At 71.5% G+C, this 24,605-nt stretch carries 29 protein-coding genes and 1 pseudogene; 18 read left to right on the top strand and 12 right to left on the bottom strand.

Going from position 1 to position 24,605, the window contains the following annotated elements:
• The first annotated feature begins 142 nt into the window (after positions 1-142).
• Both LV457_RS06065 and LV457_RS06060 read left to right on the top strand, forming a co-directional pair.
• Complete coding sequence (locus tag LV457_RS06065; RefSeq protein WP_232169711.1) at positions 143-832, top strand: DUF1795 domain-containing protein; 690 nt, start codon at positions 143-145, stop codon at positions 830-832.
• A complete protein-coding gene (locus tag LV457_RS06060; RefSeq protein WP_308192169.1) occupies positions 829-1,716 on the top strand; it encodes a formylglycine-generating enzyme family protein in 888 nt (295 codons plus the stop codon). Before LV457_RS06065 ends, LV457_RS06060 begins: the two co-directional genes overlap by 4 nt.
• Here LV457_RS06060 and LV457_RS06055 read toward each other — a convergent pair.
• The gene (locus tag LV457_RS06055; protein WP_232169710.1) at positions 1,713-2,630 is read right to left on the bottom strand and encodes a DMT family transporter; all 918 of its coding nucleotides are present in this window, start codon (positions 2,628-2,630) and stop codon (positions 1,713-1,715) included. The two genes, LV457_RS06060 and LV457_RS06055, sit on opposite strands and share 4 nt — an antisense overlap.
• A 275-nt stretch (positions 2,631-2,905) precedes the next feature.
• Here LV457_RS06055 and rplN point away from each other — a divergent pair, with 275 nt between their 5' ends.
• From rplN to rplO, 10 genes are read left to right on the top strand one after another with little or no spacing between them, the layout of a single operon-like run.
• Positions 2,906-3,274, top strand: coding sequence for a 50S ribosomal protein L14 (gene rplN / locus LV457_RS06050; protein WP_024453885.1), 369 nt, complete (start codon positions 2,906-2,908; stop codon positions 3,272-3,274).
• Positions 3,275-3,592 carry a 50S ribosomal protein L24 gene (gene rplX, locus LV457_RS06045; protein ID WP_232169708.1) on the top strand — a complete coding sequence of 106 codons (318 nt, stop codon included), beginning with the start codon at positions 3,275-3,277 and terminating at the stop codon, positions 3,590-3,592. It abuts the gene before it with no gap.
• Positions 3,592-4,158, top strand: coding sequence for a 50S ribosomal protein L5 (rplE, locus tag LV457_RS06040; RefSeq protein ID WP_232169706.1), 567 nt, complete (start codon positions 3,592-3,594; stop codon positions 4,156-4,158). Before rplX ends, rplE begins: the two co-directional genes overlap by 1 nt.
• Positions 4,159-4,160: 2 nt before the next feature.
• Positions 4,161-4,346, top strand: a complete 186-nt coding sequence (locus LV457_RS06035) for a type Z 30S ribosomal protein S14 (protein WP_232169704.1) — start codon at positions 4,161-4,163, stop codon at positions 4,344-4,346.
• Positions 4,347-4,390: 44 nt separating this feature from the next.
• Positions 4,391-4,789, top strand: coding sequence for a 30S ribosomal protein S8 (rpsH, locus tag LV457_RS06030; protein WP_232169702.1), 399 nt, complete (start codon positions 4,391-4,393; stop codon positions 4,787-4,789).
• A gap of 11 nt (positions 4,790-4,800) precedes the next feature.
• Positions 4,801-5,340: a 50S ribosomal protein L6 gene (gene rplF, locus LV457_RS06025; RefSeq protein WP_232169698.1), complete on the top strand. Its 540-nt coding sequence runs from the start codon at positions 4,801-4,803 to the stop codon at positions 5,338-5,340.
• Positions 5,341-5,375: 35 nt separating this feature from the next.
• Positions 5,376-5,744 carry a 50S ribosomal protein L18 gene (rplR, locus tag LV457_RS06020; protein ID WP_232169982.1) on the top strand — a complete coding sequence of 123 codons (369 nt, stop codon included), beginning with the start codon at positions 5,376-5,378 and terminating at the stop codon, positions 5,742-5,744.
• Between the two features lie 28 nt (positions 5,745-5,772).
• Complete coding sequence (gene rpsE / locus LV457_RS06015; RefSeq protein ID WP_232169697.1) at positions 5,773-6,504, top strand: 30S ribosomal protein S5; 732 nt, start codon at positions 5,773-5,775, stop codon at positions 6,502-6,504.
• Between the two features lie 2 nt (positions 6,505-6,506).
• Positions 6,507-6,692, top strand: coding sequence for a 50S ribosomal protein L30 (gene rpmD / locus LV457_RS06010; protein ID WP_232169695.1), 186 nt, complete (start codon positions 6,507-6,509; stop codon positions 6,690-6,692).
• Positions 6,689-7,135, top strand: coding sequence for a 50S ribosomal protein L15 (rplO, locus tag LV457_RS06005; RefSeq protein ID WP_232169694.1), 447 nt, complete (start codon positions 6,689-6,691; stop codon positions 7,133-7,135). Before rpmD ends, rplO begins: the two co-directional genes overlap by 4 nt.
• Positions 7,136-7,428: 293 nt before the next feature.
• Here the strand turns inward: rplO and LV457_RS06000 are convergent, their stop codons facing one another.
• Positions 7,429-8,349, bottom strand: coding sequence for an LLM class flavin-dependent oxidoreductase (locus LV457_RS06000; RefSeq protein WP_232169692.1), 921 nt, complete (start codon positions 8,347-8,349; stop codon positions 7,429-7,431).
• A 63-nt stretch (positions 8,350-8,412) separates the two neighbouring features.
• On the opposite strand from LV457_RS06000, the gene sppA reads away from it, so the two are divergent.
• Positions 8,413-10,194: a signal peptide peptidase SppA gene (gene sppA / locus LV457_RS05995; protein WP_232169691.1), complete on the top strand. Its 1,782-nt coding sequence runs from the start codon at positions 8,413-8,415 to the stop codon at positions 10,192-10,194.
• On the opposite strand, the pseudogene LV457_RS05990 reads toward sppA, so the two are convergent.
• The 3 genes and pseudogenes from LV457_RS05990 to LV457_RS05980 all read right to left on the bottom strand — a co-directional run bounded on the left by LV457_RS05990 (position 10,191) and on the right by LV457_RS05980 (position 12,972).
• Positions 10,191-11,114 (bottom strand): annotated as a pseudogene (locus tag LV457_RS05990) (SAM-dependent methyltransferase). The gene sppA and the pseudogene LV457_RS05990 overlap by 4 nt on opposite strands.
• On the bottom strand, positions 11,111-12,010 hold the full coding sequence (locus LV457_RS05985) for a class I SAM-dependent methyltransferase (protein WP_232169690.1): 900 nt from the start codon (positions 12,008-12,010) through the stop codon (positions 11,111-11,113). The pseudogene LV457_RS05990 and the gene LV457_RS05985 overlap by 4 nt, the downstream one beginning before the upstream one ends.
• A complete protein-coding gene (locus tag LV457_RS05980) occupies positions 12,007-12,972 on the bottom strand; it encodes an SAM-dependent methyltransferase (protein WP_232169689.1) in 966 nt (321 codons plus the stop codon). Before LV457_RS05980 ends, LV457_RS05985 begins: the two co-directional genes overlap by 4 nt.
• Positions 12,973-13,207: 235 nt before the next feature.
• Here LV457_RS05980 and secY point away from each other — a divergent pair, with 235 nt between their 5' ends.
• The 4 genes from secY to LV457_RS05960 are packed head-to-tail and all read left to right on the top strand — an operon-like array spanning position 13,208 to position 16,399.
• Positions 13,208-14,536 (top strand): preprotein translocase subunit SecY, encoded by a 1,329-nt coding sequence (gene secY / locus LV457_RS05975; protein ID WP_232169685.1) that lies wholly within the window; start codon positions 13,208-13,210, stop codon positions 14,534-14,536.
• Positions 14,533-15,078, top strand: a complete 546-nt coding sequence (locus tag LV457_RS05970) for an adenylate kinase (protein ID WP_232169684.1) — start codon at positions 14,533-14,535, stop codon at positions 15,076-15,078. The genes secY and LV457_RS05970 overlap by 4 nt, the downstream gene beginning before the upstream one ends.
• Positions 15,079-15,882 carry a type I methionyl aminopeptidase gene (gene map / locus LV457_RS05965; RefSeq protein WP_232169682.1) on the top strand — a complete coding sequence of 268 codons (804 nt, stop codon included), beginning with the start codon at positions 15,079-15,081 and terminating at the stop codon, positions 15,880-15,882.
• 19 nt (positions 15,883-15,901) lie between these two features.
• The gene (locus tag LV457_RS05960; RefSeq protein ID WP_232169680.1) at positions 15,902-16,399 is read left to right on the top strand and encodes a MarR family transcriptional regulator; all 498 of its coding nucleotides are present in this window, start codon (positions 15,902-15,904) and stop codon (positions 16,397-16,399) included.
• Between the two features lie 86 nt (positions 16,400-16,485).
• Here LV457_RS05960 and LV457_RS05955 read toward each other — a convergent pair whose 3' ends face one another.
• Together LV457_RS05955 and LV457_RS05950 are read right to left on the bottom strand one after the other, a co-directional pair.
• On the bottom strand, positions 16,486-17,703 hold the full coding sequence (locus LV457_RS05955) for a GAF domain-containing sensor histidine kinase (protein ID WP_232169678.1): 1,218 nt from the start codon (positions 17,701-17,703) through the stop codon (positions 16,486-16,488).
• A complete protein-coding gene (locus LV457_RS05950) occupies positions 17,700-18,356 on the bottom strand; it encodes a response regulator transcription factor (RefSeq protein ID WP_232169677.1) in 657 nt (218 codons plus the stop codon). The genes LV457_RS05955 and LV457_RS05950 overlap by 4 nt, the downstream gene beginning before the upstream one ends.
• 117 nt (positions 18,357-18,473) lie before the next feature.
• On the opposite strand from LV457_RS05950, the gene LV457_RS05945 reads away from it, so the two are divergent.
• Positions 18,474-19,265 (top strand): HAD family hydrolase, encoded by a 792-nt coding sequence (locus LV457_RS05945; RefSeq protein ID WP_232169675.1) that lies wholly within the window; start codon positions 18,474-18,476, stop codon positions 19,263-19,265.
• A 12-nt stretch (positions 19,266-19,277) separates the two neighbouring features.
• On the opposite strand, the gene mmsB is transcribed toward LV457_RS05945, so the two are convergent.
• The 5 genes from mmsB to rfbB form a co-directional block, all read right to left on the bottom strand.
• Complete coding sequence (gene mmsB / locus LV457_RS05940) at positions 19,278-20,150, bottom strand: 3-hydroxyisobutyrate dehydrogenase (protein ID WP_232169674.1); 873 nt, start codon at positions 20,148-20,150, stop codon at positions 19,278-19,280.
• A 2-nt stretch (positions 20,151-20,152) separates the two neighbouring features.
• Positions 20,153-21,346: an acyl-CoA dehydrogenase family protein gene (locus LV457_RS05935; RefSeq protein WP_232169673.1), complete on the bottom strand. Its 1,194-nt coding sequence runs from the start codon at positions 21,344-21,346 to the stop codon at positions 20,153-20,155.
• A complete protein-coding gene (locus LV457_RS05930) occupies positions 21,346-22,866 on the bottom strand; it encodes a CoA-acylating methylmalonate-semialdehyde dehydrogenase (protein WP_232169672.1) in 1,521 nt (506 codons plus the stop codon). The genes LV457_RS05935 and LV457_RS05930 overlap by 1 nt, the downstream gene beginning before the upstream one ends.
• 146 nt (positions 22,867-23,012) lie before the next feature.
• Entirely contained in the window at positions 23,013-23,582 is a 570-nt protein-coding gene (gene rfbC / locus LV457_RS05925) for a dTDP-4-dehydrorhamnose 3,5-epimerase (RefSeq protein WP_232169671.1), read from the bottom strand.
• Positions 23,583-24,578, bottom strand: a complete 996-nt coding sequence (rfbB, locus tag LV457_RS05920) for a dTDP-glucose 4,6-dehydratase (RefSeq protein ID WP_232169669.1) — start codon at positions 24,576-24,578, stop codon at positions 23,583-23,585.
• Between the last annotated feature and the right edge of the window lie 27 nt (positions 24,579-24,605).

Below are 24,605 nucleotides of genomic sequence, written 5' to 3'. Positions count from 1 at the left end.
CGCGTTCACCCGCACGTGCGGGCGGTATTTCGGCCGATGCGCCGCCGTGGTGTGACGATGAACGCCGACAGGTGAGACTCGCGGCGCGGTTCGCGGCCGCATTCGCGCGCGACCGACCGCCGCCGGTGGCGATACTGGACCCATGAAGCGGATGGCGGTGCTCGCGGCCGGGCTGTGCGCGGCGGCCCTGGCGGTGGGCTGCACCCGCGTGGTCGACGGTGCCGCGCAGGCGCCCGAATCCCCGCAGGCAGCGGCGAGCACGTCGGCGCCGGCGGGGCCGACGGGGGCGCCGCCCACGATGGGTGTGGTGTCGACGCTGCCCGACACCGTGCCGCCCAACGCCCTGGTGTGTCTGCAACTGCCCCGAAACGGCGGCGGCGTCAGCATCGCCGCGGTGGTCGGCGATCCGGCGGCGCCGAGGATCGTGCTCAGCGCGCCGAGCGGGTGGGCGGCCACACCGGACCCGCGGGACGCCACGGCCATCGCCCTCACCGGTCCCGACGGCCTCACGGGCCGCATCACCATCGCCCGCACCGACCTGCCGCCGGCCGAGGCGTTCGAGCGCTACAGCAACCAGCAGCTTGCCCGCGCCCCCATCGGTTCGGTCAGCCTGCTCCCGGCCGACTTCTGCGGCTACAGCGGGCAGCGCATCATCGGCTCGTGGTCCGGCGGACCCGACGGCGACGTGGTCTACGAAGACCGGGTCAACCACATCTGGACCAACACCGGCAGCTACCTGGTGGCCATCCACGTGCAGGCGCCCAAGGGTGCGCCGGGCTTCGATGCGGCGAAAGAGCAGCTGCTGCAGGACTATTCGATCACGATCCCGTGAGTGCGCTGACCGAACTCGTCCCGCTGCCCGGCGGCACCTTCCGGATGGGCTCGACGCGCTTCTATCCCGAGGAGGCGCCGGCGCACACCGCGACCGTCGGCCCGCTGGCCGTGGAGACCCATCCGGTGACCAACGCGCAGTACGCGGCGTTCGTCGCCGCCACCGGATACGTCACGGTGGCCGAACGCGCCATCGACCCGGCCGACTTCCCCGGCGCCGACCCCGCCGACCTGGTGCCCGGCGCGTTGACGTTCACGCCCACCGCCGGGCCGGTGGACCTGCGGGACTGGCGGCGGTGGTGGACCTGGACGCCCGGCGCGCACTGGCGGCGGCCCTTCGGCCCGGACGGCCCCGACAGCCTCGACGACCTCCCCGACCACCCCGTGGTGCAGATCGCCTACCCCGACGCCGCCGCCTACGCCGCCTGGGCCGGGCGCCGGCTGCCCAGCGAAGCCGAGTGGGAGTACGCCGCCCGCGCCGGCAGCGACACGGTGTACCCGTGGGGCGACGACGCCGCGCCCGGTGGTGCGTTGATGGCCAACACCTGGCAGGGCCGGTTCCCGTACCGCAACGACGGCGCGCTCGGCTGGCGCGGCACGTCGCCGGTCGGGACGTTTCCGGCCAACGGGTTCGGCCTGGTCGACATGATCGGCAACGTCTGGGAGTGGACGTCGACGCGCTTCCTCGGCCACCACCGGCCGGGGGAGCGGCACGAGTCGTGCTGCCCGTCGACCGCCGACCCGCGGATCAGCCAGGCGCTCAAGGGCGGTTCGCACCTGTGCGCGCCGGACTACTGCCACCGCTACCGCGCCGCCGCGCGTTCGCCGCAGTCCCAGGACAGCGCCACCACGCACATCGGCTTTCGCTGCGTGGCCGACGGCTAAGCGGCCGCGGGCGCCCGGCGCCGGCCGCCGTAGAAGCTGCGGGCCTCCTCGGTGGTCGCGAGCCCGACGATGCCCAGCGCCAGCACCACGCCGCCCAGCGTCGACACCGCCAGCGTCGGTAACCCGAGCGGCGCCGGCGCGTCGAACGCCACGATGCCCAGCACGATGCTCGTCACCGGGTTGGTCACGGTGAACGCGGCCACCGACGACGGCAGCGCGCCCGCGGCGAACGCCACCTGCACCAGCAGCAGCCCCGCCGACGTCGACGCCAGCAGCAGGTACACCGGCCAGTCGGTGAGCGTCGCCGCCAGCCCGGAGCTGCTCAGCACGCCGCCGGAAAGTTTCAGGAACACCGCCGTGAACGCGTGACACAGGCCCGCCGCGACACCCAGCAGCAGGCTCGCGAGCGCCGCCCGGCGCCGGCGCCCCAGCAGCAGCACCGCGCCCACCAGCACCGTTGCGCAGGCCGCGGCGACCAGCACCCGGTCGCGGTGCGGCGTGTCGGTCAGCGGCGACAGCCCGACCGTCACCACCACCGCGACCAGCCCGCCGCACACCGCGAGCGCCGACGCCCAGTCGCGCCGGTTCGGCCAGCGGCGGTCGCGCACCGACGCCACCGCCACCACGAACAGCAGCTGCGTGCTCACCAGCGGCTGCACCACCGCGACGGACCCGGCCTGCAGCGCGGTGGCCTGCAGCCCGAAGCCGAAGCCGTTGGTGACCCAGCCGGCGAGCCACATCCGGCTGCGGGCCAGCCCGCGCGCGAACCGGGCCAGCGCGGTCGGCCGGCGCAGCGCCGCGATGTCGTCGTCGAGGTTCTCGCCGACCACCCGGCGCGCGGCCCGCTGCTGCAGCACCGCCGCGAACGCATAGAGCAGCGCCGCGCCCAGGCCCAACGCGATCGCGGCGATCATCAGACGTCCGTGGCCCTTCCCGCCGCACGGCGACGCCGGTCGGCGCCCAGTCGTTCCATACCCCTCGCGCGCGCCTGCCACTCCGCCGGCTCCGACGTGCGGTGATTTGGTGCCGACGCCGGTGTCCCCTAGACTTGCGGGGTTGCCGTGGGCAGACCTCGGTCGGCTCGTTCGACCCTGCGTGCCTTTCAGCAACGAAGACCGCGTACGTCAGGTTGTCAGCCTGCACAGGGCTGGCGCTCGGGCGTGCACACGTTCATAGGTCAGGAGATCGAGTGATTCAGCAGGAATCGCGGCTCAAGGTCGCCGACAACACGGGCGCCAAGGAGATCTTGTGCATCCGGGTGCTGGGTGGCTCGTCGCGACGCTACGCCGGCATCGGCGACATCATCGTGGCGACCGTCAAGGACGCCATCCCCGGCGGCAACGTCAAGCGCGGTGACGTCGTCAAGGCCGTCGTCGTGCGCACCGTGAAGGAACGCCGTCGCGCCGACGGCAGCTACATCAAGTTCGACGAGAACGCCGCCGTCATCATCAAGAACGACAACGATCCGCGCGGCACCCGCATCTTCGGCCCCGTCGGCCGCGAGCTGCGGGAGAAGCGGTTCATGAAGATCGTCTCGCTCGCCCCGGAGGTGTTGTAGGTGAAGGTGCACAAGGGCGACACCGTCCTCGTCGTCGCCGGTAAGGACAAGGGTGCGAAAGGCAAGGTGCTGAAGGCCTTCCCGACCCGCAACCGGGTGCTCGTCGAGGGCGTCAACCGGATCAAGAAGCACACCGCGCAGTCGGCGAACCAGCGCGGTGCCAGCTCGGGCGGCATCGTCACCCAGGAGGCGCCGATCCACGTGAGCAACGTGATGGTCGTCGACTCCGACGGCAAGCCCACCCGCATCGGATACCGGATCGATGCCGAGACCGGCAAGAAGGTCCGCATCTCCAAGCGCAACGGCAAGGACATCTGATGACTACCGTCGAGAACAAGACGCTGCCCCGCCTCAAGCAGCGGTACCGCGAGGAGATCCGCGGCGCGCTGCAGGAGCAGTTCGGCTACGCCAACGTCATGCAGATCCCCGGCGTCGTGAAGGTCGTCGTCAACATGGGCGTCGGCGACGCAGCCCGGGACGCCAAGCTGATCAACGGCGCGGTGACCGACCTGGCGAAGATCACCGGCCAGAAGCCCGAGATCCGCAAGGCGCGCAAGTCCATCGCCCAGTTCAAGCTGCGCGAGGGCATGCCGATCGGCGCCCGCGTCACGCTGCGCGGCGACCGGATGTGGGAGTTCCTCGACCGGCTCATCTCGATCGCGCTGCCGCGTATCCGCGACTTTCGCGGACTTTCCCCCAAGCAGTTCGACGGCACCGGCAACTACACCTTCGGGCTCACCGAGCAGTCGGTGTTCCACGAGATCGACGTGGACTCGATCGACCGGCCCCGCGGAATGGACATCACCGTCGTCACCACGGCGACGACCGACGACGAGGGACGGGCGCTGCTGCGTCAGCTCGGCTTCCCGTTCAAGGAGAACTGACCATGGCCAAGAAAGCCCTGATCAACAAGGCCAACAAGAAGCCGAAGTTCGCCGTGCGCGCCTACACCCGGTGCAACCGATGCGGCCGCCCGCATTCGGTGTTCCGCAAGTTCGGGCTGTGCCGCATCTGCGTGCGCGAGATGGCGCACGCGGGCGAGCTGCCCGGCGTCCAGAAGAGCAGCTGGTAGGAGGCGGGCGATGAGCCTCTCGGGCGAAGAGCAGAGGACCTAGCATGACGATGACCGATCCGATCGCGGACTTCCTGACGCGCATCCGCAACGCCAACTCGGCGTACCACGACGAGGTGACGCTGCCGCACTCGAAGATCAAGGCGAACATCGCCGAGATCCTCAAGCGCGAGGGCTACATCACGGACTACCGCACCGAGGACGCCCGCGTGGGCAAGTCGCTGGTGGTCCAGCTCAAGTACGGCCCCAGCCGCGAGCGCAGCATCGCCGGCCTGCGCCGGGTCTCCAAGCCCGGCCTGCGGGTCTACGCGAAATCCACCAACCTGCCGCGGGTGCTCGGCGGCCTCGGCGTGGCGATCATCTCCACGTCGGCGGGGCTGAAGACCGATCGCCAGGCGGCGCGAGAGGGCGTGGGTGGGGAAGTCCTCGCCTACGTCTGGTGAGGGGTTAAGACATGTCGCGAATTGGTAAGCAGCCGGTCGTCGTGCCGGCCGGCGTCGACGTCACCATCGACGGCCAGAGCGTGTCGGTGAAGGGGCCCAAGGGCAGCTTGTCGCTGGACGTGGCCGAGCCGATCACGGTCGCGCGCGATGACGACGGCGCCATCGTGGTGAGCCGCCCGAACGACGAGCGGCGCAACCGCTCGCTGCACGGGCTGTCCCGCACGCTGGTCGCCAACCTGGTCACCGGCGTGACGCAGGGCTACACCACCAAGATGGAGATCTACGGCGTCGGCTACCGCGTCGCGCTCAAGGGCCAGAACCTCGAGTTCGCGCTGGGCTACAGCCATCCCGTCGTGATCGAGCCGCCCGAGGGCATCACCTTCACGGTCGAGTCGCCCACGAAGTTCACGATCACGGGCATCGACAAGCAGAAGGTCGGCCAGATCTCGGCGAACATCCGCCGCCTGCGCCGCCCCGACCCCTACAAGGGCAAGGGCGTGCGCTACGAAGGCGAGACGATCCGCCGCAAGGTCGGAAAGACAGGTAAGTAGTCATGGCTGAAACGACATCGACGGTCCACAAGCCGGTGGGCCAGAACATCTCGGCGACCCGCCGCACCTCGCGGCTGCGCCGGCACGCCCGGCTGCGCAAGAAGGTCAGCGGCACCGCCGCGCGGCCGCGGCTGGTGATCAACCGCTCGTCGCGCCACATCCACGTGCAGCTCGTCGACGACCTGACCGGCACCACGGTGGCCGCCGCGTCGTCCATCGAGGCCGACGTGCGGGCGGTCGAGGGCGACAAGAAGGCGCACAGCGCCCGGGTCGGGCAGCTGATCGCCGAGCGCGCCAAGGCTGCCGGTATCGACACCGTGGTGTTCGACCGCGGCGGCTACACCTACGGCGGGCGGATCGCCGCCCTGGCCGACGCGGCCCGCGAGGGTGGGTTGCAGTTCTGATGCACAACAACACTGGAAGGACCGCATGATGGCGGAGCAGCCCGCAGGCGCGCCCGACGCCGCACAGGCGACGGCCGGCGCCCCGGAGACCGGTGCCGCCGAGACCCGGACCGAAACTCGTGACCGCCGCGACGACCGGGGCGGCCGCTCCGACGGGCGTGGCCGTCGCGACGACCGCGGTGGCCGTGGCGGCCGCGGCGGCGACAGCGACAAGAACAACTACCTGGAGCGCGTGGTCACCATCAACCGCGTGTCCAAGGTCGTCAAGGGCGGCCGGCGCTTCAGCTTCACCGCGCTGGTGATCGTCGGCGACGGCAACGGCATGGTCGGTGTCGGCTACGGCAAGGCCAAAGAGGTGCCCGCCGCCATCGCCAAGGGCGTCGAAGAGGCCCGCAAGAACTTCTTCCGCGTGCCGCTGATCGGCGGGACCATCACCCACCCGGTGCAGGGTGAGGCCGCGGCCGGCGTCGTGCTGCTGCGCCCCGCGAGCCCCGGTACCGGTGTGATCGCCGGCGGTGCGGTGCGCGCGGTGCTGGAGTGCGCGGGCGTGCACGACATCCTGGCCAAGTCGCTGGGCAGCGACAACGCGATCAACGTGGTGCACGCCACCGTGGCCGCGCTGAAGCTGCTGCAGCGTCCCGAGGAGGTCGCGGCCCGCCGCGGCCTGCCCATCGAGGACGTCGCCCCGGCGGCGATGCTCAAGGCGCGCCGCGAGAGCGCCGCGCTGGCGGCCGCCGCGGCGCGGGGAGGTAACGCCTAGTCATGGCCGAACTGAAGATCACCCAGATCCGCGGCGTCATCGGCGCCCGGTGGAATCAGCGTGAGAGCCTGCGCACGCTGGGGCTCAAGGGCATCCGGAAGTCCGTGATCCGCGAGGACAACCCGCAGACGCGCGGCCTGATCCGGGCCGTGCACCACCTCGTCGACGTTGAGGAGGTTCAGTCATGACGCCGATCAAGCTGCACGACCTGCGCCCGGCACCCGGGGAGAAGAAGGCCAAGACCCGCGTCGGTCGCGGTGAGGGCTCCAAGGGCAAGACCGCCGGCCGCGGCACCAAGGGCACCAAGGCCCGCAAGAACGTGCCGGCCACCTTCGAGGGCGGGCAGATGCCGATCCACATGCGGCTGCCCAAGCTCAAGGGCTTCCGCAACCGGTTCCGCACCGAGTACGCCGTCGTCAACGTCGGCGAGCTGGGCAAGGCGTTCCCGGACGGCGGCACCGTCGGCATCGACGACCTGGTGGCCAAGGGCTTGGTGCGCAAGAACACGCTGGTGAAGGTGCTCGGCGACGGCAAGCTCACCGCGCGCGTCGACGTCACCGCCCACAAGTTCAGCGCCAGCGCGCGCGAGGCCATCACCGCCGCCGGCGGCTCGGCCACCGAAGCGTCCTAGCGCGCAGCGTCCAGCGCCGAGCGGAGAATCGCTGCGGAATTCCTCGGGAATGTCCGCCCTGGTTCTCCGCTCGGCGCTGTTGCATGTCGGCGTGGGTCGGCGGCGGTTGACGCTGTGATCTGGGCGTTGACTTTCGCTTGAGGGCGGGATTTCGGGCTTTTGCTCGCCATGACGCGAGAGTCAAAGCCATGACGCGAGAGTCAAAGTCATGACGTGAGAGTCAAAGCCATGACGCGAGAGTCGAAGCCGTAGCGTGCGAGTCGACGCTGGTGAGCCCCTCGAGCGGAAACGTGTCAGTCCAACTGCGGAATCACCTCGGCGGCCAGGCGCTCCAGCTGCTCGTGGTCCTCGGGCACGTCGGCGCCGACGGGGTTGAGCACCAGGTACTGCGCGCCGGCGTCGATCACGGCGCGCAGCCCGTCGGCGACCTGGGCGGGCGTGCCGGCGACGGGCACGGCGTCGATGCCGCGCATGTCGCCGTAGATGCGCCGCAGCCCGGCCAGCACCCGCTCCCGGGCGCGCGCGGCGTCGTCGTCGACCATCAGGTACACCCGCTTGCCGATGGTGAAGCCCGTTTTCTCCTGCGCCGCCAGCTCGCGGCGCACCACCGTGACGGCTTCGGCGAACGTCGCGGTGGTCGCCGACCCGGCGCCCAGAAACGCGTCGCCGAGCCGCACCGCGCGGGCCAGTGCGGCGGGCGCGGTGCCGCCGAACCAGAGCGGCGGATGCGGCCGCTGCACCGGCTTCGGGGCGATCGGCAGGTCGTCCAGGCGGCGGAACCGGCCGTCGAACGTCACCCGCGGCGCATCCGACCAGGCGAGCTTCATCAGCACCAAGCCCTCGGTGAACCGCGCCAGATAGGTCGAGCGGTCGACGCCGAACGCCTCGAAGCGGCGGTTCGGGCCACCGGACGCGACGCCGAGCTCGAGGCGGCCGTGGCTCAGCCGGTCGACGGCGGTGACCGACGACGCGAGCTGCAGCGGGTCGTGCAGCGCGGTGAGCAGCACCGCCACCCCGAGCCGCAGCCGCGTAGTGCACGCCGCCGCATAGGCCAGCAGCTCCAGCGGCGCGAGCGCGGGGGAGGGCCCGATGATCTGCTCGATGGTCCAGCCCGCCTCGAAATCCAGCTCCTCGGCGCGGCGCAGGTAGTCGCGCACTCCGTCGGCGTCGAACGCGCCGGGGAACAACTGGGGGATCGAGATCGCGTACCGCACGCCGTTCACCGTACGGTCGCACGCCCCGGGCCGGTGACGCGACGATCGGTAGGCTCGAAACCCATGTACGCCTTCCTGTCCGACCTGCCCGGCGCCGACGGGGTGCGCACGCTGGCGCGCCGCGTCGACACCGCCCGCCACCGCGGCGTCCCGGCGGGTGTGGTGCTGGAACTGGACCTGCTGTCGGCGCCGCCGGAGACCGTCCGGTTCGACCCGCTGGCGTTCCTCAGCAGCGGCGGGCGGCCGCTGACGCTGCGCGACACCGTGGCTGCGCTGCACCGCGCCGCCGACGACGACCGGGTGGCCGGCCTGATCGCCCGCGTCCAGCTCGGGCCGACGTCCGCCGGGCCGGTGCAGGAGCTCCGGGAGGCGATCGCCGCGGTCAGCGCCGCCAAGCCGACCTTGGCCTGGGCGGAGACCTATCCGGGCACCATGTCCTACTACCTGGCGTCGGCGTTTCGCGAGGTGTGGCTGCAGCCGTCCGGCACCGTCGGCCTCATCGGGTTCGCCACCAGCTCGCTGTTCCTGCGCAACGCGCTCGACAAGGCCGGTATCGAGGCGCAGTTCGTCGCGCGCGGCGAATACAAGTCCGCCGCCAACCTGTTCACCCAGGACGGCTACACCGAGGCCCACCGCGAGGCCGATACGGCGCTGCTGGAGAGCCTGCGCGGGCAGGTCTGGCAGGCCGTCGCCGAGGCTCGCGGGCTCGACCTCGGCGCCATCGATGCGCTCGCCGACCGGGCGCCGCTGCTGCGCGACGACGCGGTGGACGCCGGGCTGGTGGACCGCATCGGCTTCCGCGACGAGGCCTATGACCGCATGGCCTCGCTCGTGGGAGACGACGAGGCGGCGGCCGACTCCGGCGACGGGCCGCCGCGGCTCTTCCTCGCCCGCTACGCCCGGGCCAGCGCACCGCGGCCGGGCCCCGCGATGCCGGCGCTGCCCGGACGCGCGCCCAAGCCCACGGTGGCCGTCGTGACCGTGGCCGGCCCCATCGTCAGCGGCCGCGGCGGACCGGCGATGCCGCCGCTCGGCCCGAACAGTGTCGGCGGCGACACCGTCGCCGCGGCGATTCGGGAGGCCGCGGCCGACGACGACGTGTCGGCGATCGTGCTGCGGGTCGACAGCCCCGGCGGCTCGGTCACCGGCTCGGAGACCATCTGGCGCGAGGTGGTCCGCGCCCGCGACGCCGGCAAACCGGTCGTCGCGTCGATGGGCGCGGTGGCGGCCTCGGGCGGGTACTACGTCGCGATGTCCGCCGACGCGATCGTCGCCAACCCGGGCACCATCACCGGCTCGATCGGCGTCGTCACCGGCAAGCTCGTCGCCCGCGAGCTCAAGGAGAAGCTCGGCGTCGGCACCGGGGCGGTCCGCACCAACGCCAACGCCGACGCGTGGTCGGTCGACTCGCCGTTCACCGACGCCCAGCGCGCGCAGGTCGAGGCCGAGGCCGACCTGTTCTACACCGACTTCGTCGAGCGGGTGGCCGTCGGTCGCAGGCTCGACGTCGCGACCGTGGACGGGGTGGCCCGGGGCCGGGTGTGGTCCGGTGCCGACGCGCAGGCCCGCGGCCTGGTCGACGAACTCGGCGGCCTGCGCACCGCGATCGACCGCGCGAAGGTGCTCGCCGGCTTCGACACCGACACCGAGGTGCGCCTGGTCGCGTACCCGGGCTCGTCGCTCACCGACTTGCTGCACCCCAAGCCGTCGTCGCAGCCGGCCGCGGCGTCGGTGCCCGACGCCATCGGGTCGCTGCTCGGCCGGTCGGTGGCCGGCGTGCTGGAGCGGGCCGAGCGGTCGGTGACCGGCGTGCAGCTGCTGCTGGCCGGTGACTACCGGTTCTAGCCCCGCTCGGCGGTGAGGTAGCCACCGGCCCCGGCCAGCTGCGCCAGCTCGTCGTCGGGCACGTCGAACCCGTTCGCCGCATAGGCGTCCGCGGTGGACGTCACCGACACGCGCCAGCCCCGCTCGCGCAGATACGCGCCGGCGGCGCGGCGCTCACTGGGATAGAACAGCGCCGCCAGGTCCAGATCCGAGCCCAGCCGGCGCGACCGCTCGGTGAGCCGCTGCGCCCAGTCGGCGGGCAGCTCGGCGGTGTCCATGTGCTCGGTGGCCAGCCGGCTCCCCGGCGCACTGAGTGCGGTGACCGCGTCGAGCAGCCGGTCCTGGGCGTCGGGCGGCAGGTAGACCAGCAGCCCCTCGGCGATCCACGCCGTCGGCTGGTCGGCGGCGAACCCGGCGGACCGCAGCGCGGCCGGCCAGTCGTCGCGCAGGTCGATGCCCACCGTGCGGTGCTCGGCGGCGGGCGCGGCGCCGTGGGCGCCGAGCACGCGCGCCTTGAACGCGACGACGTCGGGCTGGTCGATCTCGAAGACCGTGCTGCCCGCGGGCCAGTCGAGCCGGTAGGCGCGGGTGTCCAGCCCGGCGGCGAGGATGACGGCCTGCCGGATGCCGGCGTGCGCCGCGGCGACGAAGAAGTCGTCGAAGAACCGGGTGCGCACGGTCATCTGCTAGCGCATCGCCGCGCGGGTCCCCGGCTCCCGCTCCGGAAGCCGGCCGTCGAGCAGGTCGACGAAGCGCTGGATGCCGACCGCGCGCACCAGGCGATCGGCGAAGCGGTCGGCGAGCAGCGCGTCGGGACCCTGTGACGCCAGCGCGCGCGACGCCGCGACCGCCGTCGCGGTGACGCCGACGCCCGAGGCGAGGTCCCAACCGGGGCGAGCGAAGCGACGGGCGACGCCGCTGTCGTTCTCGGTGCGGGTCATCGCGGGCTCCGGACGGCGGTGACGGCCAGCGATCCGCTGAGCGGGCCCGTGAGATCGCTGTCGGGCAGTCGCCGGCCGTAGTCGGCGAACACCTCGCGTCGGCTCCGCACGCTGACCTCCCAGCCGGAATCGGCCAGGTAGGAGTCCACGGGGTTGCGCTCGCCGTCATAGAACAGCTGCGTCAGGTCCACCGAGAAGCCGGAGTCGCGGAACTGGTCACCGATCGCCTTGACGCGCTGGGCGATACCGCCGCCGCCGTCCGGGTGGAACTCGGTGGCGAGCCGGCTGCCGGGGGCGCTGAGCGCGGTGATGTGGTCGAACAGCCGGTCCTGGGCGTCGGGCGGCAGGTAGATCAGCAGGCCTTCGGCGCTCCACGCGGTGGGCCGCGACGGGTCGAACCCGGCGTCGCGCAGCGCGGCGGGCCAGTCGTCGCGCAGGTCGACGCCGACGGTGCGGTGCCCGGTGACCGGTGTCGCGCCGATCTCGGCCATCGCGGCGGCCTTGGCGTCGATCACCTGCGGCTGGTCCAGCTCGTACACCACGGTGCCGGCGGGCCACGCCAACCGGTAGGGCCGCGAATCGAGTCCGGACGCCAGGATCACCGCCTGCGCGCACCCCGTGGACTGCTCGAAGAAGTCGTCGAAGAACTTCGTGCGGACCGCCATCACGCCGGTCATCATGCGGACCACCTCACCGCCGGGATCGGCGGGCGGGCCGTCGTCGACCAGGGTGGTGAAGAAGTCCATCCCGACCGCGCGCACCAGGTCGGCGGCGTACGGGTCGACGATCAGCGGTTCGGGCTCGCGGCTTGCCAGGGCACGCGCGGCCGCGACCATGGTGGCGGTGGCGCCGACCGACGACGCCAGATCCCAGGAATCGGTGTCGCTGCGGCTCATCGCGCGATCTTGTCGACGAGCGTGCCGCTGACGTACTGCATGTCGGCGAAGCCGGTCTGGTCGTCGTCGTCGAACGGCGGCAGTCCGTGCCGGACGAACAGGTCGCGCAGCGTGCTGCCGGTCATCTGCCAGCCGCGCTCGGTGAGGTACTCGGCGGGCACGTTGCGTTCGCCGAAATAGACCAGCTCGGCGAAGTCCAGGTCGAAGCCGTGCGCGCGCCACCGGTCGGCGATGGCCTTCATCCGCTCGCGCATCTCGTCCTCGGCGGCGGGGTCGACGTTCGGGGCGCTCTCGGTGGCGATCCGGCTGCCCACCGCACTGAGCTCGGTGACGGTGTCGAGCAGCCGGTCCTGGGCGTCGGGCGGCAAGTATCCCAAGAGCCCCTCGGCGCTCCACGCGGTCGGCGTGGCGGGGTCGAACCCGGCGGCCCGCAACGCGGCGGGCCAGTCGTCGCGCAGATCCACGGCGACGTGGCGCAGGTCGGCGGTCGGCTCGGCGCCCAGCTCCCCGATCACCTGGGACTTGAAGGCGATCACGTCGGGCTGGTCGATCTCGAACACCACGGTGCCGGTGGGCCACGGCAACCGGTAACCGCGGGCGTCGAGGCCGGCGGCCAGGATGACGGCCTGCGTGACGCCGGCGGCCGTCTCGGTCGCGAAGCCGCCACCGCCGGTCGCGGTGAGGAAGAAATCGTCGAAGAACTTGGTGCGCACGGCCATGTTGTCGGTCATGCGCCGCATGCCCATGAGCTCGTCGGTGTCGAGTTCCTCGGCGGACAGCTCGCCGGTCGCGAGCCGGGTGAACAGGTCGATGCCCACGGCGCGCACGAGCGGTTCGGCGAACGGGTCGGAGATCATCGGATTGTCGGCACGGCTCGCCATCGCACGCGCCGCCGCGACCATCGTCGCGGTGGCCCCCACGCTGGTCGCCAGGTCCCAGCTGTCGTCGTCGGTCCGGGCCATGCCCACCTCCAATAGTTAGCAAATATAAGTAGCAGGTCCCGACTGTACGCTTCGCGCGATTGCGGGTGGCACGAAGCAGACTGTTACTCTCGTAGACTGTTTGGCACGTGCCTTCAAGCTGGTCATGAGCAGGTCATGACCTTCCGGGACGCGCTTATCGACGACGTATCCGCGCTGGTGCATCCAGCCCCATCGGCACGCCGAACCACACGCATCGGCTTGCGCAGGAGGAAGAGTGCTTTCGGCTTTCATCTCGTCTCTGCGAACAGCCGACCTGCGACGCAAGATTCTGTTCACCCTGGGCATGGTCGTCCTCTACCGGTTGGGCGCCTCGCTGCCGTCCCCGGGAGTGAACTACCCCAACGTGCAGACCTGCATCGGCGAGGTCAGCGGCGGTGATTCGGCGCAGGTCTACTCGCTGATCAACCTGTTCTCCGGCGGGGCGCTGCTGCAGCTGTCGGTGTTCGCGGTCGGCGTCATGCCCTACATCACGGCCAGCATCATCGTGCAGCTGCTGACCGTGGTGATCCCGCGCTTCGAGCAGCTCCGCAAGGAGGGCCAGGCCGGGCAGGCGAAGATGACGCAGTACACCCGCTACCTCGCCGTCGCGCTGGCGATCCTGCAGGCCACCAGCATCGTCGCGCTCGCCGCCAACGGCGGGCTGTTCCCGAGCTGCAGCGTCAACATCATCGACGACGCCGGCATCTTCACCCTCATCGTCATCGTCATCGTGATGACCGCCGGCGCGACGCTGGTGATGTGGATGGGCGAGCTGGTCACCGAACGCGGCGTCGGCAACGGTATGTCGCTGCTCATCTTCGGCGGCATCGCGGCCCGCATCCCGTCCGAGGGCCAGATGATCCTCCACAACAAGGGCGGGCTCGTCTTCGGCGTCGTCTGCGTCGCGGCGCTTGCGGTGCTGGTCGGCGTGGTCTTCGTCGAGCAGGGGCAGCGCCGCATCCCGGTGCACTACGCCAAGCGCATGGTGGGCCGCAAGATGTACGGCGGCACGTCGACCTACCTGCCGCTGAAGGTCAACCAGGCCGGCGTCATCCCCGTCATCTTCGCGTCGTCGCTGATCTACATCCCGCAGCTGGTCACCCAGCTCATCCGCAGCGGCAGCCCGGGCACCGGCAACTCGTGGTGGGACAAGTTCGTCGGCAACTACCTCACCAACCCGGCGAGCCCCGCCTACATCGGCATCTACTTCGCGCTGATCATCTTCTTCACCTACTTCTACGTCTCGATCACGTTCAACCCCGACGAGCGGGCCGACGAGATGAAGAAGTTCGGCGGCTTCATCCCGGGCATCCGGCCGGGCCGGCCGACGGCCGACCATCTGCGCTACGTGCTCAACCGCATCACGCTCCCGGGCTCGATCTACCTCGGCATGATCGCCGTGCTGCCGAACGTCTTCCTGCGGATGGGCGGCGGCGGCGCGACGCTGCAGAACCTGCCCTTCGGCGGCGTCGCGGTGCTCATCATGATCGGCGTGGGCCTGGACACGGTGAAGCAGATCGAAAGCCAGCTCATGCAGCGCAACTATGAAGGGTTCCTCAAGTGAGACTCGTTCTGCTCGGCCCGCCCGGGGCCGGTAAGGGCACGCAGGCGGCGAAGCTGGCCGACAAGCTGGGGGTCCCGCACATCTCCACCGGCGATCTGTTCCGCCACAACATCGGCGAGGAGACCGAGCTGGGCGTCGAGGCCAAGCGCTACCTCGACGCGGGCGATCTGGTGCCGAGCTCGCTGACCAACAAGATGGTCGCCGACCGGATCGATCAGGAGGACGCGGCCGACGGCTTCATCCTCGACGGCTACCCCCGCTCGGTGGAGCAGGCCGAGGCGCTGCGCGACATGCTGGCCGAGCGCAACCAGCGCCTCGACGCCGTCGTCGAGTTCCGCGTCACCGAGGACGAGCTGCTGAGCCGGCTCAAGGCCCGCGGCCGCGCCGACGACACCGAGGACGTCATCCTCAACCGCATGAACGTCTACCGCAAAGAGACCGAGCCGCTGCTGGAGTACTACCGCGACAAGCTGCAGACCGTCGACGCGGTCGGCTCGATGGACGAAGTGTTCGCGCGTACGCTGCGGGCACTCGGCCAGTAGATGTCGCCCCTGCCGGGTCTGCGCGGCCGCAAGACGGTGGCCCAGCGCAGTGCCGCCGAGCTCGACGCGATGGCCGCGGCGGGCGCGGTGGTGGCCGCGGCGCTGCTGGCGGTGCGCAACGCGGCCCGGCCCGGCGTCACCACCCTGGAGCTCGACGGGATCGCCGAGGCGGTGATCCGCGACGCCGGCGCGGTGCCGTCGTTCCTGGGCTATCACGGCTTCCCGGGCTCCATCTGCTCGTCGGTGAACGACCGCGTCGTGCACGGCATCCCGTCGGCCACCGAGGTGCTGGCCGCCGGTGACCTGGTGTCCATCGACTGCGGCGCGATCCTCGACGGCTGGCACGGCGACTCGGCCGTCACCTTCGGCGTGGGCGCGCTGATCCCCGCCGACGAGGCGCTGTCGGAGGCCACGAAATCGTCGATGGAGGCCGGTATCGCGGCGATGCTGCCCGGCAACCGGCTGACCGACGTCTCCCACGCGATCGAGAGCGGCACGCGGGCCGCCGAGCGCCGCTTCGACCGGGCGTTCGGCATCGTCGAGGGCTACGGCGGGCACGGCATCGGCCGGCAGATGCACATGGACCCGTTCCTGCCCAACGAGGGCGTGCCCGGCAAGGGGCCGTATCTGGCGCCCGGGTCGGTGCTGGCGATCGAGCCGATGCTGACGCTCGGCACCCGCCGCACCCGCGTGCTCGACGACGAGTGGACCGTCGTCACCACCGACGGCTCGCGGGCCGCGCACTGGGAGCACACCGTCGCGGTGACCGAGGACGGGCCGCGCGTGCTGACCGCGCTGGGCTAGCCGGCGTCGCCTGATCCTCGTGACATCTTCGCAGCGCGACCCGATCGCGCAGGCCCGGCTGAACTGGGAGCGGGCCGGCTGGGACGACGTCGCCGACGGCATGGTGGCCGTGACGTCGGTGATGCGGGCCCACCAGATCCTGCTCGCCCGCGTGGAGAACGCGTTGCGGCCCTACGACCTGAGCTTCTCGCGCTTCGAGCTGCTGCGGCTGCTGGCGTTCAGCCGCACCGGCGCGCTGCCGATCACCAAGGCGTCGGATCGGCTGCAGGTGCACGTCACCAGCGTCACCCACGCCATCCGCCGGCTGGAGGCCGCCGGGCTGGTGCAGCGGCTGCCGCATCCCACCGACGGGCGCACGACGCTGGTGCAGATCACCGACCTCGGCCGCGCCACCGTCGAGGATGCCACCGTGACCCTCAACGAGCAGGTGTTCGCCGACATCGGCATGTCCGACGACGAGGCCCGCGCGCTGGTCGCGTCGATCGAGACGCTGCGCCGCTCCGCCGGGGACTTCTGACGCCCGTCGCTCCGCGAGCGTGCGTGTCTGCCCGCCGACACGCCGCTGCGCGCGTGGCGGCGGCGCACGCTCGCGGCCGGTGAGCGCTACGGCAGCGTCGGCGTCAGCGGGATCGTCGCGATCACGGCGGTGCCGGCGCCCGGCCGCGAGCGGATGTTGAGCCGCCCGCCGACCAGCTCTGCGCGCTCGGCCATCGACAGCAGCCCGTAGCCGCCCATCTCGTCGGAGCCCAGCGGATGCTCGAAGGTGTCGAAGCCGACGCCGTCGTCGCTGATCTCCAGCCGAGCGACCCCGTCGGCGACCGAATAGGCCAGCTTCGCCCGCGTCGCCCGCGCATGCTTGACGACGTTCTGCAGGCACTCCTGGGCGATCCGGTACAGCGCCAGCTCGATGTGCTCGGGCAGCCGGCGCTCGACCAGGTCCACCTCCGTCTCCAGGTCGGGGATCGACCGCGCGAGGCTCGCGAGCCCACCCGCCAGCCCCAGATCGTCGAGCACCGGCGGCCGCAGCCCGCTGATCGCCGCGCGCGCCTCCCCGAGGGTCAGGTCGACCAGCTCGCGGGCCCGTTCCAGCTGCTCGGCCAGCAGCGCCGGATCGCCGACCGCGCGGCTGGCGGCGTCGAGCCGGAACTTCAGCGTGACGAGCCGCTGCGAGATGCCGTCGTGGATGTCGCCGGCGAGCCGGCGGCGTTCGATTTCCTGCGCCTCGATCACCTGCTCGACGAAGTGCTCGTGCGCCCGTTCGCGCGCCACCAGCTGGCGGTGTAGCCGCGCCTGGTGCAGCGCCCCGGCGATCAGCCGGCCGATCACCAGCAGCAGCCGCACCTCGTGGTCGGCGAACTCGCGGCGGGCGACGGTGTGCACGTTCAGCACGCCGACCAGACCGCCCGGATCGGTCTCCATCGGCACCGAGACCATCGACGTGAAGTCCGAGCCGCGCAGCGACTGGAACGGCAGATACCGCGGGTCGGACTCCTTTTCGGCGCGGATGACGACCGGTTCGCGGTGCTGGGCGACCCAGCCGGTGATGCCGCGGCCCAGCGGCAGCCGGATCTTGCCGACCTCGCTGTCGAACGGCGGTGTGGCGCCGGTCAGGGTCAGCGACCGCTCGGTGTCGTCGAGCACGTGCACGAAGCACACGTCGGTGGCGGTGGCGGCGGTGATCATCCGCGCCGCCGCGGCGGCCAGCGGTTCGACGCCCGGCCCGCTGGACGCCGCCTGGATGAGCTCGCGCAGCAGGGCGAGCTCCCGGTCGGCGGAGAGCTCGTAGCTCAGCCCGCCGACGGCGTCGCGCGACGGCGTCATACGTAGATGCCCTCCCGCAGGGCGGTGGCGACGGCGCCGGCGCGGTCGCTGACGCCGAGCTTGCGGTAGATGGCCCGCAGGTGCGTCTTGACGGTCTCCTCGCCGATCACCAGCTTGGTGGCGATGCCGCGGTTGGACAGCCCGCCGACCACGAACGACAGGATCTCGCTCTCCCGCTGCGTCAGCCCCTGCCGCGCGCCCGGCCAGAACTCGTCGCGCTGCAACCGCGCCGCGGTGTCGGCCGCGCGGGCCGCCATGCCCGGGTCGATGGCGATCTGGCCGGCGTGCACCAGCTCCAGCTGCCGCACCAGCTCGTCGCTGCCGATGCTCTTGAGCAGGTAGCCGCAGGCGCCCACCCGCAGCGCCTGGAACAGGTACTGCTCGTCGTCGTAGACGCTCAGCATCACGACCTTGCGCTGCGGGTCGCGCTCGCGCAGCTCGCGGCACAGGTCCAACCCGCTGGCGCCCTGCATCCGCACGTCGCACAGCACGATGTCGGGCGCCAGCTCCTCGACCACGCTGCCGGCCCGCTCGGCGCCGACCGCCTGGCCGACCACCCGCACCCGGTCGTCGAACGCCACGAGCATGGCCTTGAGGCCTTCGATCACCATCTCGTGGTCGTCGACCAGCACCAGCCGCACGGGGTCGGACATGCCCCACACCCTAGAGCCGGGTGACCCGCCGGGAACCGGATTCGCCGTCCGCCTCGTCCGCGCAATCCCCCGTAGGGGGGACGCGCCGGCGCGGTGACATGAGCCACAGTTGAGCCCATGTTGACCTCGACTACGTGGCGGGCGGGCCGATTCGGCGGCGTCGTGCCCGACCGGTACGACGCGCCCACCCTGCGGGCTCTGGTGTTCGACCTCGACGCGGTGGCCGACATCGAATGCGACGGGCACCGGTTGGTGTTCAACGCCGCCTTCGCCGCGCACGGACTCGACGTGGCGTGGGATGTGCGGCGCTACCGGCAGCTGTTGGCGCTGCCCGACGAGCGGCAGCGGGTGGCGGCCGAGTTGCGGGCGCGGGGCATCGCGTCGGAATGCGACGTGCTCACCGACATGCTCGCCGACGAGATCCACCTGACGAAGACGCTGATGTTCGAGGAGATGATCGTCGGCGCCGACATCGCGGCGCGGCCGGGCGTCACGACCCTGATCGCCGACGCCGCCGCAGCCGGGGTGAGCGTGGGCGTGGTGTCGACGGGCACGCGCAGCTGGGTGGAACCGGTGCTGCACCGGCTGCTCGACGGCCGCGGCGTCGATGCGCTGGTGACCGCCGACGACGCGACAGCCGGCGGCGCGCCGGCCTACCGGCTCGCGACGCAGCGGCTGCGGGCCGGCGAGACGCAGGCGTTGACCGTCGCGGCGTCGATGAGCGGCGTGCGGGGTGCGCAGAGCGCCGGCCTGGCGACCATGCTCGTCGCGGCGCCGTGCGACGCCCCCCGCGGCTTCCCGCCCAGCGCCATCCGCGCCGACTACGGCGGCAGCGACCCGCTCACCCTCGACGAGTGTCGCGAGCAGTTGGCGCTGTGGTGGCAGACCCACCGCGCGCCCGCGGCGTAGTCGCCGCCCTCCTCAGCCGCGCAGCAGCTCGATGACGGCGCTGAAGTCCAAGGCGCCGTGCTGCTCGGCGAAGCGCGCGTAGATCTCGGCGGCGTGGCTGCCCAGCGGCGCGTTGGCGCCCGTCGACTGCACGGCGGCCATCGCGAGCCCCAGGTCCTTGTTCATCAGCGCCGTGGCGAAGCCGGGCTTGAAGTCGTTGTTGGCCGGTGACGTCGGCACCGGTCCTGGCACCGGGCAGTTGGTGTGCACCGCCCAGCAGTTGCCGGTGGCACCGGTGATCACGTCGAACAGTGACTGCGCTTCCAGCCCCAGCTTCTCCGCGAGCACGAACGCCTCGCCGATCGCGATCTGCTGCACCGCCAGCACCATGTTGTTGCACAGTTTGGCGGCCTGGCCCGCGCCGGTGTCGCCGCAGTGGATGATCTTGCCCGCCAACGGTTCCAGCACCGGCCGCGCCCGCTCGAGCGCCTCGGCGGTGCCGCCGACCATGAAGGCCAACGTGCCCGCCGTGGCGCCCTTGATGCCGCCCGACACCGGTGCGTCGAGTTGCTGGTAGCCGTGCTCGACGGCCAGTGCGTTGACGGCCCGGGCGTCGTCGACCGAGATCGTCGAGGTGTCGATGAACAGCGTCGCGGGCGGCGCCTGCAGCAGCACGTCGTCGTAGACCTGCCGCACCAGCGTCCCGTTGGGCAGCGAGGTGATGACGACATCGGCGTGCGCGACCGCTTCGACGCTGGTCGCGACGACGTGCACGCCCTTGGCCGCCGCGGCGTCGGCGGCTGCCGGCACGGGGTCGAAGCCCTGGACGTCGAAACCCGCCGCGACGAGGTTCGCCGACATCGGGCCGCCCATGTTGCCCAGCCCCAGGAACGCAATCGTGGTCACGCTCAACCCTTTCCGGTGACGCGGGCCGCTGACGCCGAGTTGCCGGCTCGCGCCGCGGCGGCCCGGCCGACGACCACCCGCATGATCTCGTTCGCGCCTTCCAGGATGCGGTGCACCCGCAGGTCGCGCACGATCTTCTCGATGCCGTACTCCCGCAGATAGCCGTAGCCGCCGTGGAGTTGCAGCGCGGTGTCGGCGACGTCGAAGCAGGTGTCGGTGACGTAGCGCTTGGCCATCGCGCAGAGCTCGACCTTGTCGGGGTCGTCGTCGTCGAGCGCCGACGCGGCGCGCCACAGCATGAGCCGCGACGTCTCCAGGCCCGTCGCCATGTCGGCGACCGCGAATCGGATGGTCGGCTCGTCGATCAGCTTGCGCCCGAACGCCTCCCGCTCGCCGAGGTAGCGGACCGTCTTGTCGTAGGCGGCCTGCGCGCCGCCCAGCGAGCAGGCCGCGATGTTGAGGCGCCCGCCGTTGAGGCCGTTCATCGCGATGCCGAACCCGGTGCCGAGCGCGTCCTGGCCGCCCAGCAGCGCGTCCGCCGGCACCCGCACGCCGTCGAGGATCACCTGGGCGGTGGGCTGGGCGTGCCAGCCCATCTTCTGCTCGTCGGCCCCGAACGACAGCCCCTTGGCGCCCTTCTCGACGACGAACGTCGAGATACCGCGCGGACCCTCGCCGCCGGTGCGCGCCATGACGACGTAGACGTCGGATTCGCCGGCGCCGGAGATGAATTGCTTGACGCCGTCGAGCACGTAGTGGTCGCCGTCACGCACCGCGCGGGTGCGTAGCGCCGCGGCGTCCGACCCGGCGGCCGGTTCGGTGAGGCAGTAGCTGGCGATCAGCTCCATCGACGCCAGCCGCGGCACCCAGGACTTGCGCTGCTCGGGTGTGCCGTAGCGGTCGATCATCCAGGCGCACATGTTGTGGATCGACAGGTACGCGGCGACGGGCGGATCGCCATAGGACAGCTCCTCGAAGATCCGCACACCGTCGAGGCGGCGCAGCCCGCTCCCGCCGACGTCCTCGCGGCAGTAGATGGCGGCCATGCCGAGCCCGGCGGCCTCGCGCAGCACGTCGGTGGGGAAGTGGTTCGTCTGGTCCCACTCCAGCGACTGCGGCGCAAGGCGTTTCGCGGCGAACGCGGCGGCGGTGTCGACGATGACGCGCTCGTCGTCGTCCAGCTGTGAGTACCGCATCACTGCATGGTGGGGATGACGAACTCGGCCCCGTCCTTGATGCCCGACGGCCAGCGCTGGGTGACGGTCTTGGTCTTGGTGTAGAAGAGGACCGAGTGCGGCCCATGCTGGTTCAGGTCGCCGAAGCCGGACCGCTTCCAGCCGCCGAACGTGTGGTAGGACACCGGCACCGGGATCGGCACGTTGACGCCCACCATGCCGACCTGCACGCGCGCGACGAAGTCGCGGGCCGTGTCGCCGTCGCGGGTGAAGATCGCCACGCCGTTGCCGTACTCGTGCTCGGACGGAAGTCGCAGCGCCTCTTCGTAGTTCGGGGCCCTGACGATCGCCAGCACCGGCCCGAAGATCTCGTCGGTGTAGATGCTCATGTCCGGCGTGACGTGGTCGAACAGCGTCGGCCCCACGAAGAAGCCGCCTTCGAGGCTGTCGTCGCCGAAGGTCAGGTCGTCGCTGCCACGCTCGCGGCCGTCCACCACCGCTTCGGCGCCGACCTCCACGCCCTGGCGGATGTAGTCCTTGACGCGCTCGAGCGCCGCGCCGGTGACCAGCGGGCCGTAGTCGGCCTTCGGGTCCAGGCTGTGGCCGACCCGCAGGTTGTTGACGCGCTCGACGAGCCGGTTGCGCAGCCGGTTCGCCGTTTCTTCGCCGACGGGCACCGCCACGCTGATCGCCATGCAGCGCTCACCGGCGCTGCCGTAGCCGGCGCCGATCAGCGCGTCGACGGCCTGGTCGAGGTCGGCGTCGGGCATCACGATCATGTGGTTCTTGGCGCCGCCGAAGCACTGCGCGCGCTTGCCGTTGGCGGTGGCGGTGGCGTAGATGTACTGCGCGATGTCGGAGCTGCCGACGAAGCCGACCGCGGCGATGTCGGGGTGGTGCAGGATCGCGTCGACCGCTTCCTTGTCGCCGTGGACCACCTGGAACACGCCGTCGGGCAGGCCCGCCTCGGAGAACAGCTCGGCGAGGCGCACCGGCACCGACGGGTCGCGCTCGCTGGGCTTGAGGATGAACGCGTTGCCGCACGCCAGCGCCGGGCCGGCCTTCCACAGCGGGATCATCGCGGGGAAGTTGAACGGCGTGATGCCCGCGACGACGCCCAGCGGCTGGCGCAACGAGTAGACGTCGATCCCGGGACCGGCGCCCTCGGTGTATTCCCCCTTGAGCAGGTGGGGGATGCCGACGGCGAACTCGATGACCTCAAGGCCGCGCTGGATGTCGCCCTTGGAGTCGGCGACGGTCTTGCCGTGCTCGAGCGAGAGCAGCTCGGCCAGTTCGTCGGCGTGCTGGTTGACCAGGTCGATGAACCGCATGAGCACGCGGGCGCGTCGCTGCGGGTTGTAGGCGGCCCATACCCGCTGCGCCTCCTTGGCCGACGCGACGGCGGCGTCGACGTCGGCCTGCGTGCCCATCACCACCTGCGCCTGGACCGCGCCGGTGCTCGGGTTCAGCACGTCGGCCGTGCGGGTGGACCGGCCGGGTGTGCGTTGGCCGTCGAGGTAGTGGTGGATCTGTCGGGTCATGGAAGTCCTTGAGGTCGAGCCGGAAATACTTGCATATCCTAGTAAGGGTGTGACGGGCGTCGCAAGGACTCCGCTGCTATTGCGCCGAGATCGACGACATGCCGGATGCTTCTCGCACGTCCGCGCCCGGTGGTCGGGTTGGGCGGTCAGGAGCCGGCCCAGGTGGGCAGCAGGCCCTGCGCCTGGACCTCGGCGAGCGTCGGGGCGGCGCGGTCGCGGTCGCTGAGGATGACCTCGGTGAGTGGCCAGTCGATGCCGATCGCCGGGTCGGTGGGGCAGATCGTGTGCTCGCGGGCCGGGGTGTAGGGCGTCGAGCACAGGTACACCACCGTCGAGTGGTCCTCGAGCGCCAAAAAGGCGTGCCCGAGCCCCTCGGCCAGGTACACCGAGCGGTGGTCACGGTCGTCGAGCCGGACGGCGTCCCACCGCCCGAACGTCGGTGAGCCGACGCGGATGTCGACGACGACGTCGTACACCGCGCCGCGCGGACACGACACGTACTTGGCCTGGCCGGGCGGCACCTGCGCGAAGTGCAGCCCGCGCAGCACGCCCGCCGCCGACACCGAACAGTTCGCCTGCGCCAGCGGGAAGCCGTGGCCGGCGACGCCGCGGAACCTGGCGTCGGTGAACCATTCGAAGAACTCGCCGCGGTGGTCGGTGTGCACGTCGGGCGTGATCTCCCAGGCGCCGGGCACCGCCAGTTCGCGCGCCCGCACTCACTGCCCCCGCTCGGCGTAGCGGCGTTCGGCGGCGTCCTTGCGGGGCCGCCACCACGCCTCGTTCGCGCGGTACCAGTCGATCGTGGCGCGCAGGCCGTCGGCGAAGTCGGTGTGCCGGGGCGCCCAGCCGAGCTCGTCGCGCAGCGCGCCCGGGTCGATCGCGTAGCGCAGGTCGTGGCCGGCGCGATCCGGCACGCGGTCGAAGTCGTCGGCGTCGCGGCCCATCAGCTCCAGGATGGTGCGCAGCACCGACAGGTTGTCGCGCTCGCCGTCGGCGCCGATCAGATAGGTGCGGCCCGGTTCTCCGGCTTCCAGGATCCGCCACACGGCGTCGTTGTGGTCGTCGACGTGGATCCAGTCGCGCACGTGGGCGCCGCTGCCGTAGAGCTTGGGCCGCCGCCCGGTGAGGATGTTGGTGATCTGCCGCGGGATGAACTTCTCGACGTGCTGGTAGGGCCCGTAGTTGTTCGAGCAGTTGGAGATCGTCGCGCGCACGCCGTAGCTGCGCACCCACGCCTGCACCAGCATGTCGGCGCCGGCCTTGGTCGCGGCGTACGGGCTCGACGGCCGGTACGGCGTGTCCGGGGTGAAGCGCCGCGGGTCGTCGAGCGGCAGGTCGCCGTAGACCTCGTCGGTGGAGACGTGGTGCAGCCGCGCCCCATGGCGCCGGACCGCTTCGAGCACCGAGCAGGTGCCGACGACGTTCGAGCGCACGAATGGGTCGGGATCGGCGAGCGCGTTGTCGACGTGGGTTTCCGCGGCGAAGTGCACGACGGCGTCGCAGTCGGCCACCAGGCGATCGACGAGGGCACGGTCGGTGACGTCGCCTTCGACGAGCCGGATCCGGTGGGCGACGGGCGCCAGCGATTCCCGGTTGCCGGCGTAGGTGAGCGCGTCGAGCACCGTCACCGCGACGTCGGGCCGTTCGCGGACGCTGCGGTGCACGAAGTTCGCGCCGATGAACCCGGCGCCACCGGTCACCAGCAGCCGCATGCGCACCACCCTAAACGCGGCCGCCGA

This window comes from Mycobacterium sp. MYCO198283 (genome assembly GCF_021213805.1).
In the GTDB taxonomy this organism is placed as follows: domain Bacteria; phylum Actinomycetota; class Actinomycetes; order Mycobacteriales; family Mycobacteriaceae; genus Mycobacterium.
Note: the sequence above shows the minus strand (reverse complement) of the source record. Positions and strands in the feature narration are given on the sequence as shown.

Excerpts from the sequence above, each read along its gene's own strand:
- LV457_RS05985 (WP_232169690.1), bottom strand. The coding sequence starts at position 12,010 with ATGAGCCGCAGCGACACCGATTCCTGGGATCTGGCGTCGTCGGTCGGC.
- LV457_RS06055 (WP_232169710.1), bottom strand. The coding sequence starts at position 2,630 with ATGATCGCCGCGATCGCGTTGGGCCTGGGCGCGGCGCTGCTCTATGCG.
- LV457_RS05935 (WP_232169673.1), bottom strand. The coding sequence starts at position 21,346 with ATGCGGTACTCACAGCTGGACGACGACGAGCGCGTCATCGTCGACACC.
- map (WP_232169682.1), top strand. The coding sequence starts at position 15,079 with ATGTCGCCCCTGCCGGGTCTGCGCGGCCGCAAGACGGTGGCCCAGCGC.
- LV457_RS05945 (WP_232169675.1), top strand. The coding sequence starts at position 18,474 with ATGTTGACCTCGACTACGTGGCGGGCGGGCCGATTCGGCGGCGTCGTG.
- LV457_RS06065 (WP_232169711.1), top strand. The coding sequence starts at position 143 with ATGAAGCGGATGGCGGTGCTCGCGGCCGGGCTGTGCGCGGCGGCCCTG.
- rfbB (WP_232169669.1), bottom strand. The coding sequence starts at position 24,578 with ATGCGGCTGCTGGTGACCGGTGGCGCCGGGTTCATCGGCGCGAACTTC.
- rplE (WP_232169706.1), top strand. The coding sequence starts at position 3,592 with ATGACTACCGTCGAGAACAAGACGCTGCCCCGCCTCAAGCAGCGGTAC.
- LV457_RS06035 (WP_232169704.1), top strand. The coding sequence starts at position 4,161 with ATGGCCAAGAAAGCCCTGATCAACAAGGCCAACAAGAAGCCGAAGTTC.
- rpmD (WP_232169695.1), top strand. The coding sequence starts at position 6,507 with ATGGCCGAACTGAAGATCACCCAGATCCGCGGCGTCATCGGCGCCCGG.
- LV457_RS05980 (WP_232169689.1), bottom strand. The coding sequence starts at position 12,972 with ATGGCCCGGACCGACGACGACAGCTGGGACCTGGCGACCAGCGTGGGG.
- LV457_RS05950 (WP_232169677.1), bottom strand. The coding sequence starts at position 18,356 with ATGTCCGACCCCGTGCGGCTGGTGCTGGTCGACGACCACGAGATGGTG.
- rpsE (WP_232169697.1), top strand. The coding sequence starts at position 5,773 with ATGGCGGAGCAGCCCGCAGGCGCGCCCGACGCCGCACAGGCGACGGCC.
- LV457_RS05955 (WP_232169678.1), bottom strand. The coding sequence starts at position 17,703 with ATGACGCCGTCGCGCGACGCCGTCGGCGGGCTGAGCTACGAGCTCTCC.
- rplO (WP_232169694.1), top strand. The coding sequence starts at position 6,689 with ATGACGCCGATCAAGCTGCACGACCTGCGCCCGGCACCCGGGGAGAAG.
- rpsH (WP_232169702.1), top strand. The coding sequence starts at position 4,391 with ATGACGATGACCGATCCGATCGCGGACTTCCTGACGCGCATCCGCAAC.
- sppA (WP_232169691.1), top strand. The coding sequence starts at position 8,413 with ATGTACGCCTTCCTGTCCGACCTGCCCGGCGCCGACGGGGTGCGCACG.
- LV457_RS05930 (WP_232169672.1), bottom strand. The coding sequence starts at position 22,866 with ATGACCCGACAGATCCACCACTACCTCGACGGCCAACGCACACCCGGC.
- rplF (WP_232169698.1), top strand. The coding sequence starts at position 4,801 with ATGTCGCGAATTGGTAAGCAGCCGGTCGTCGTGCCGGCCGGCGTCGAC.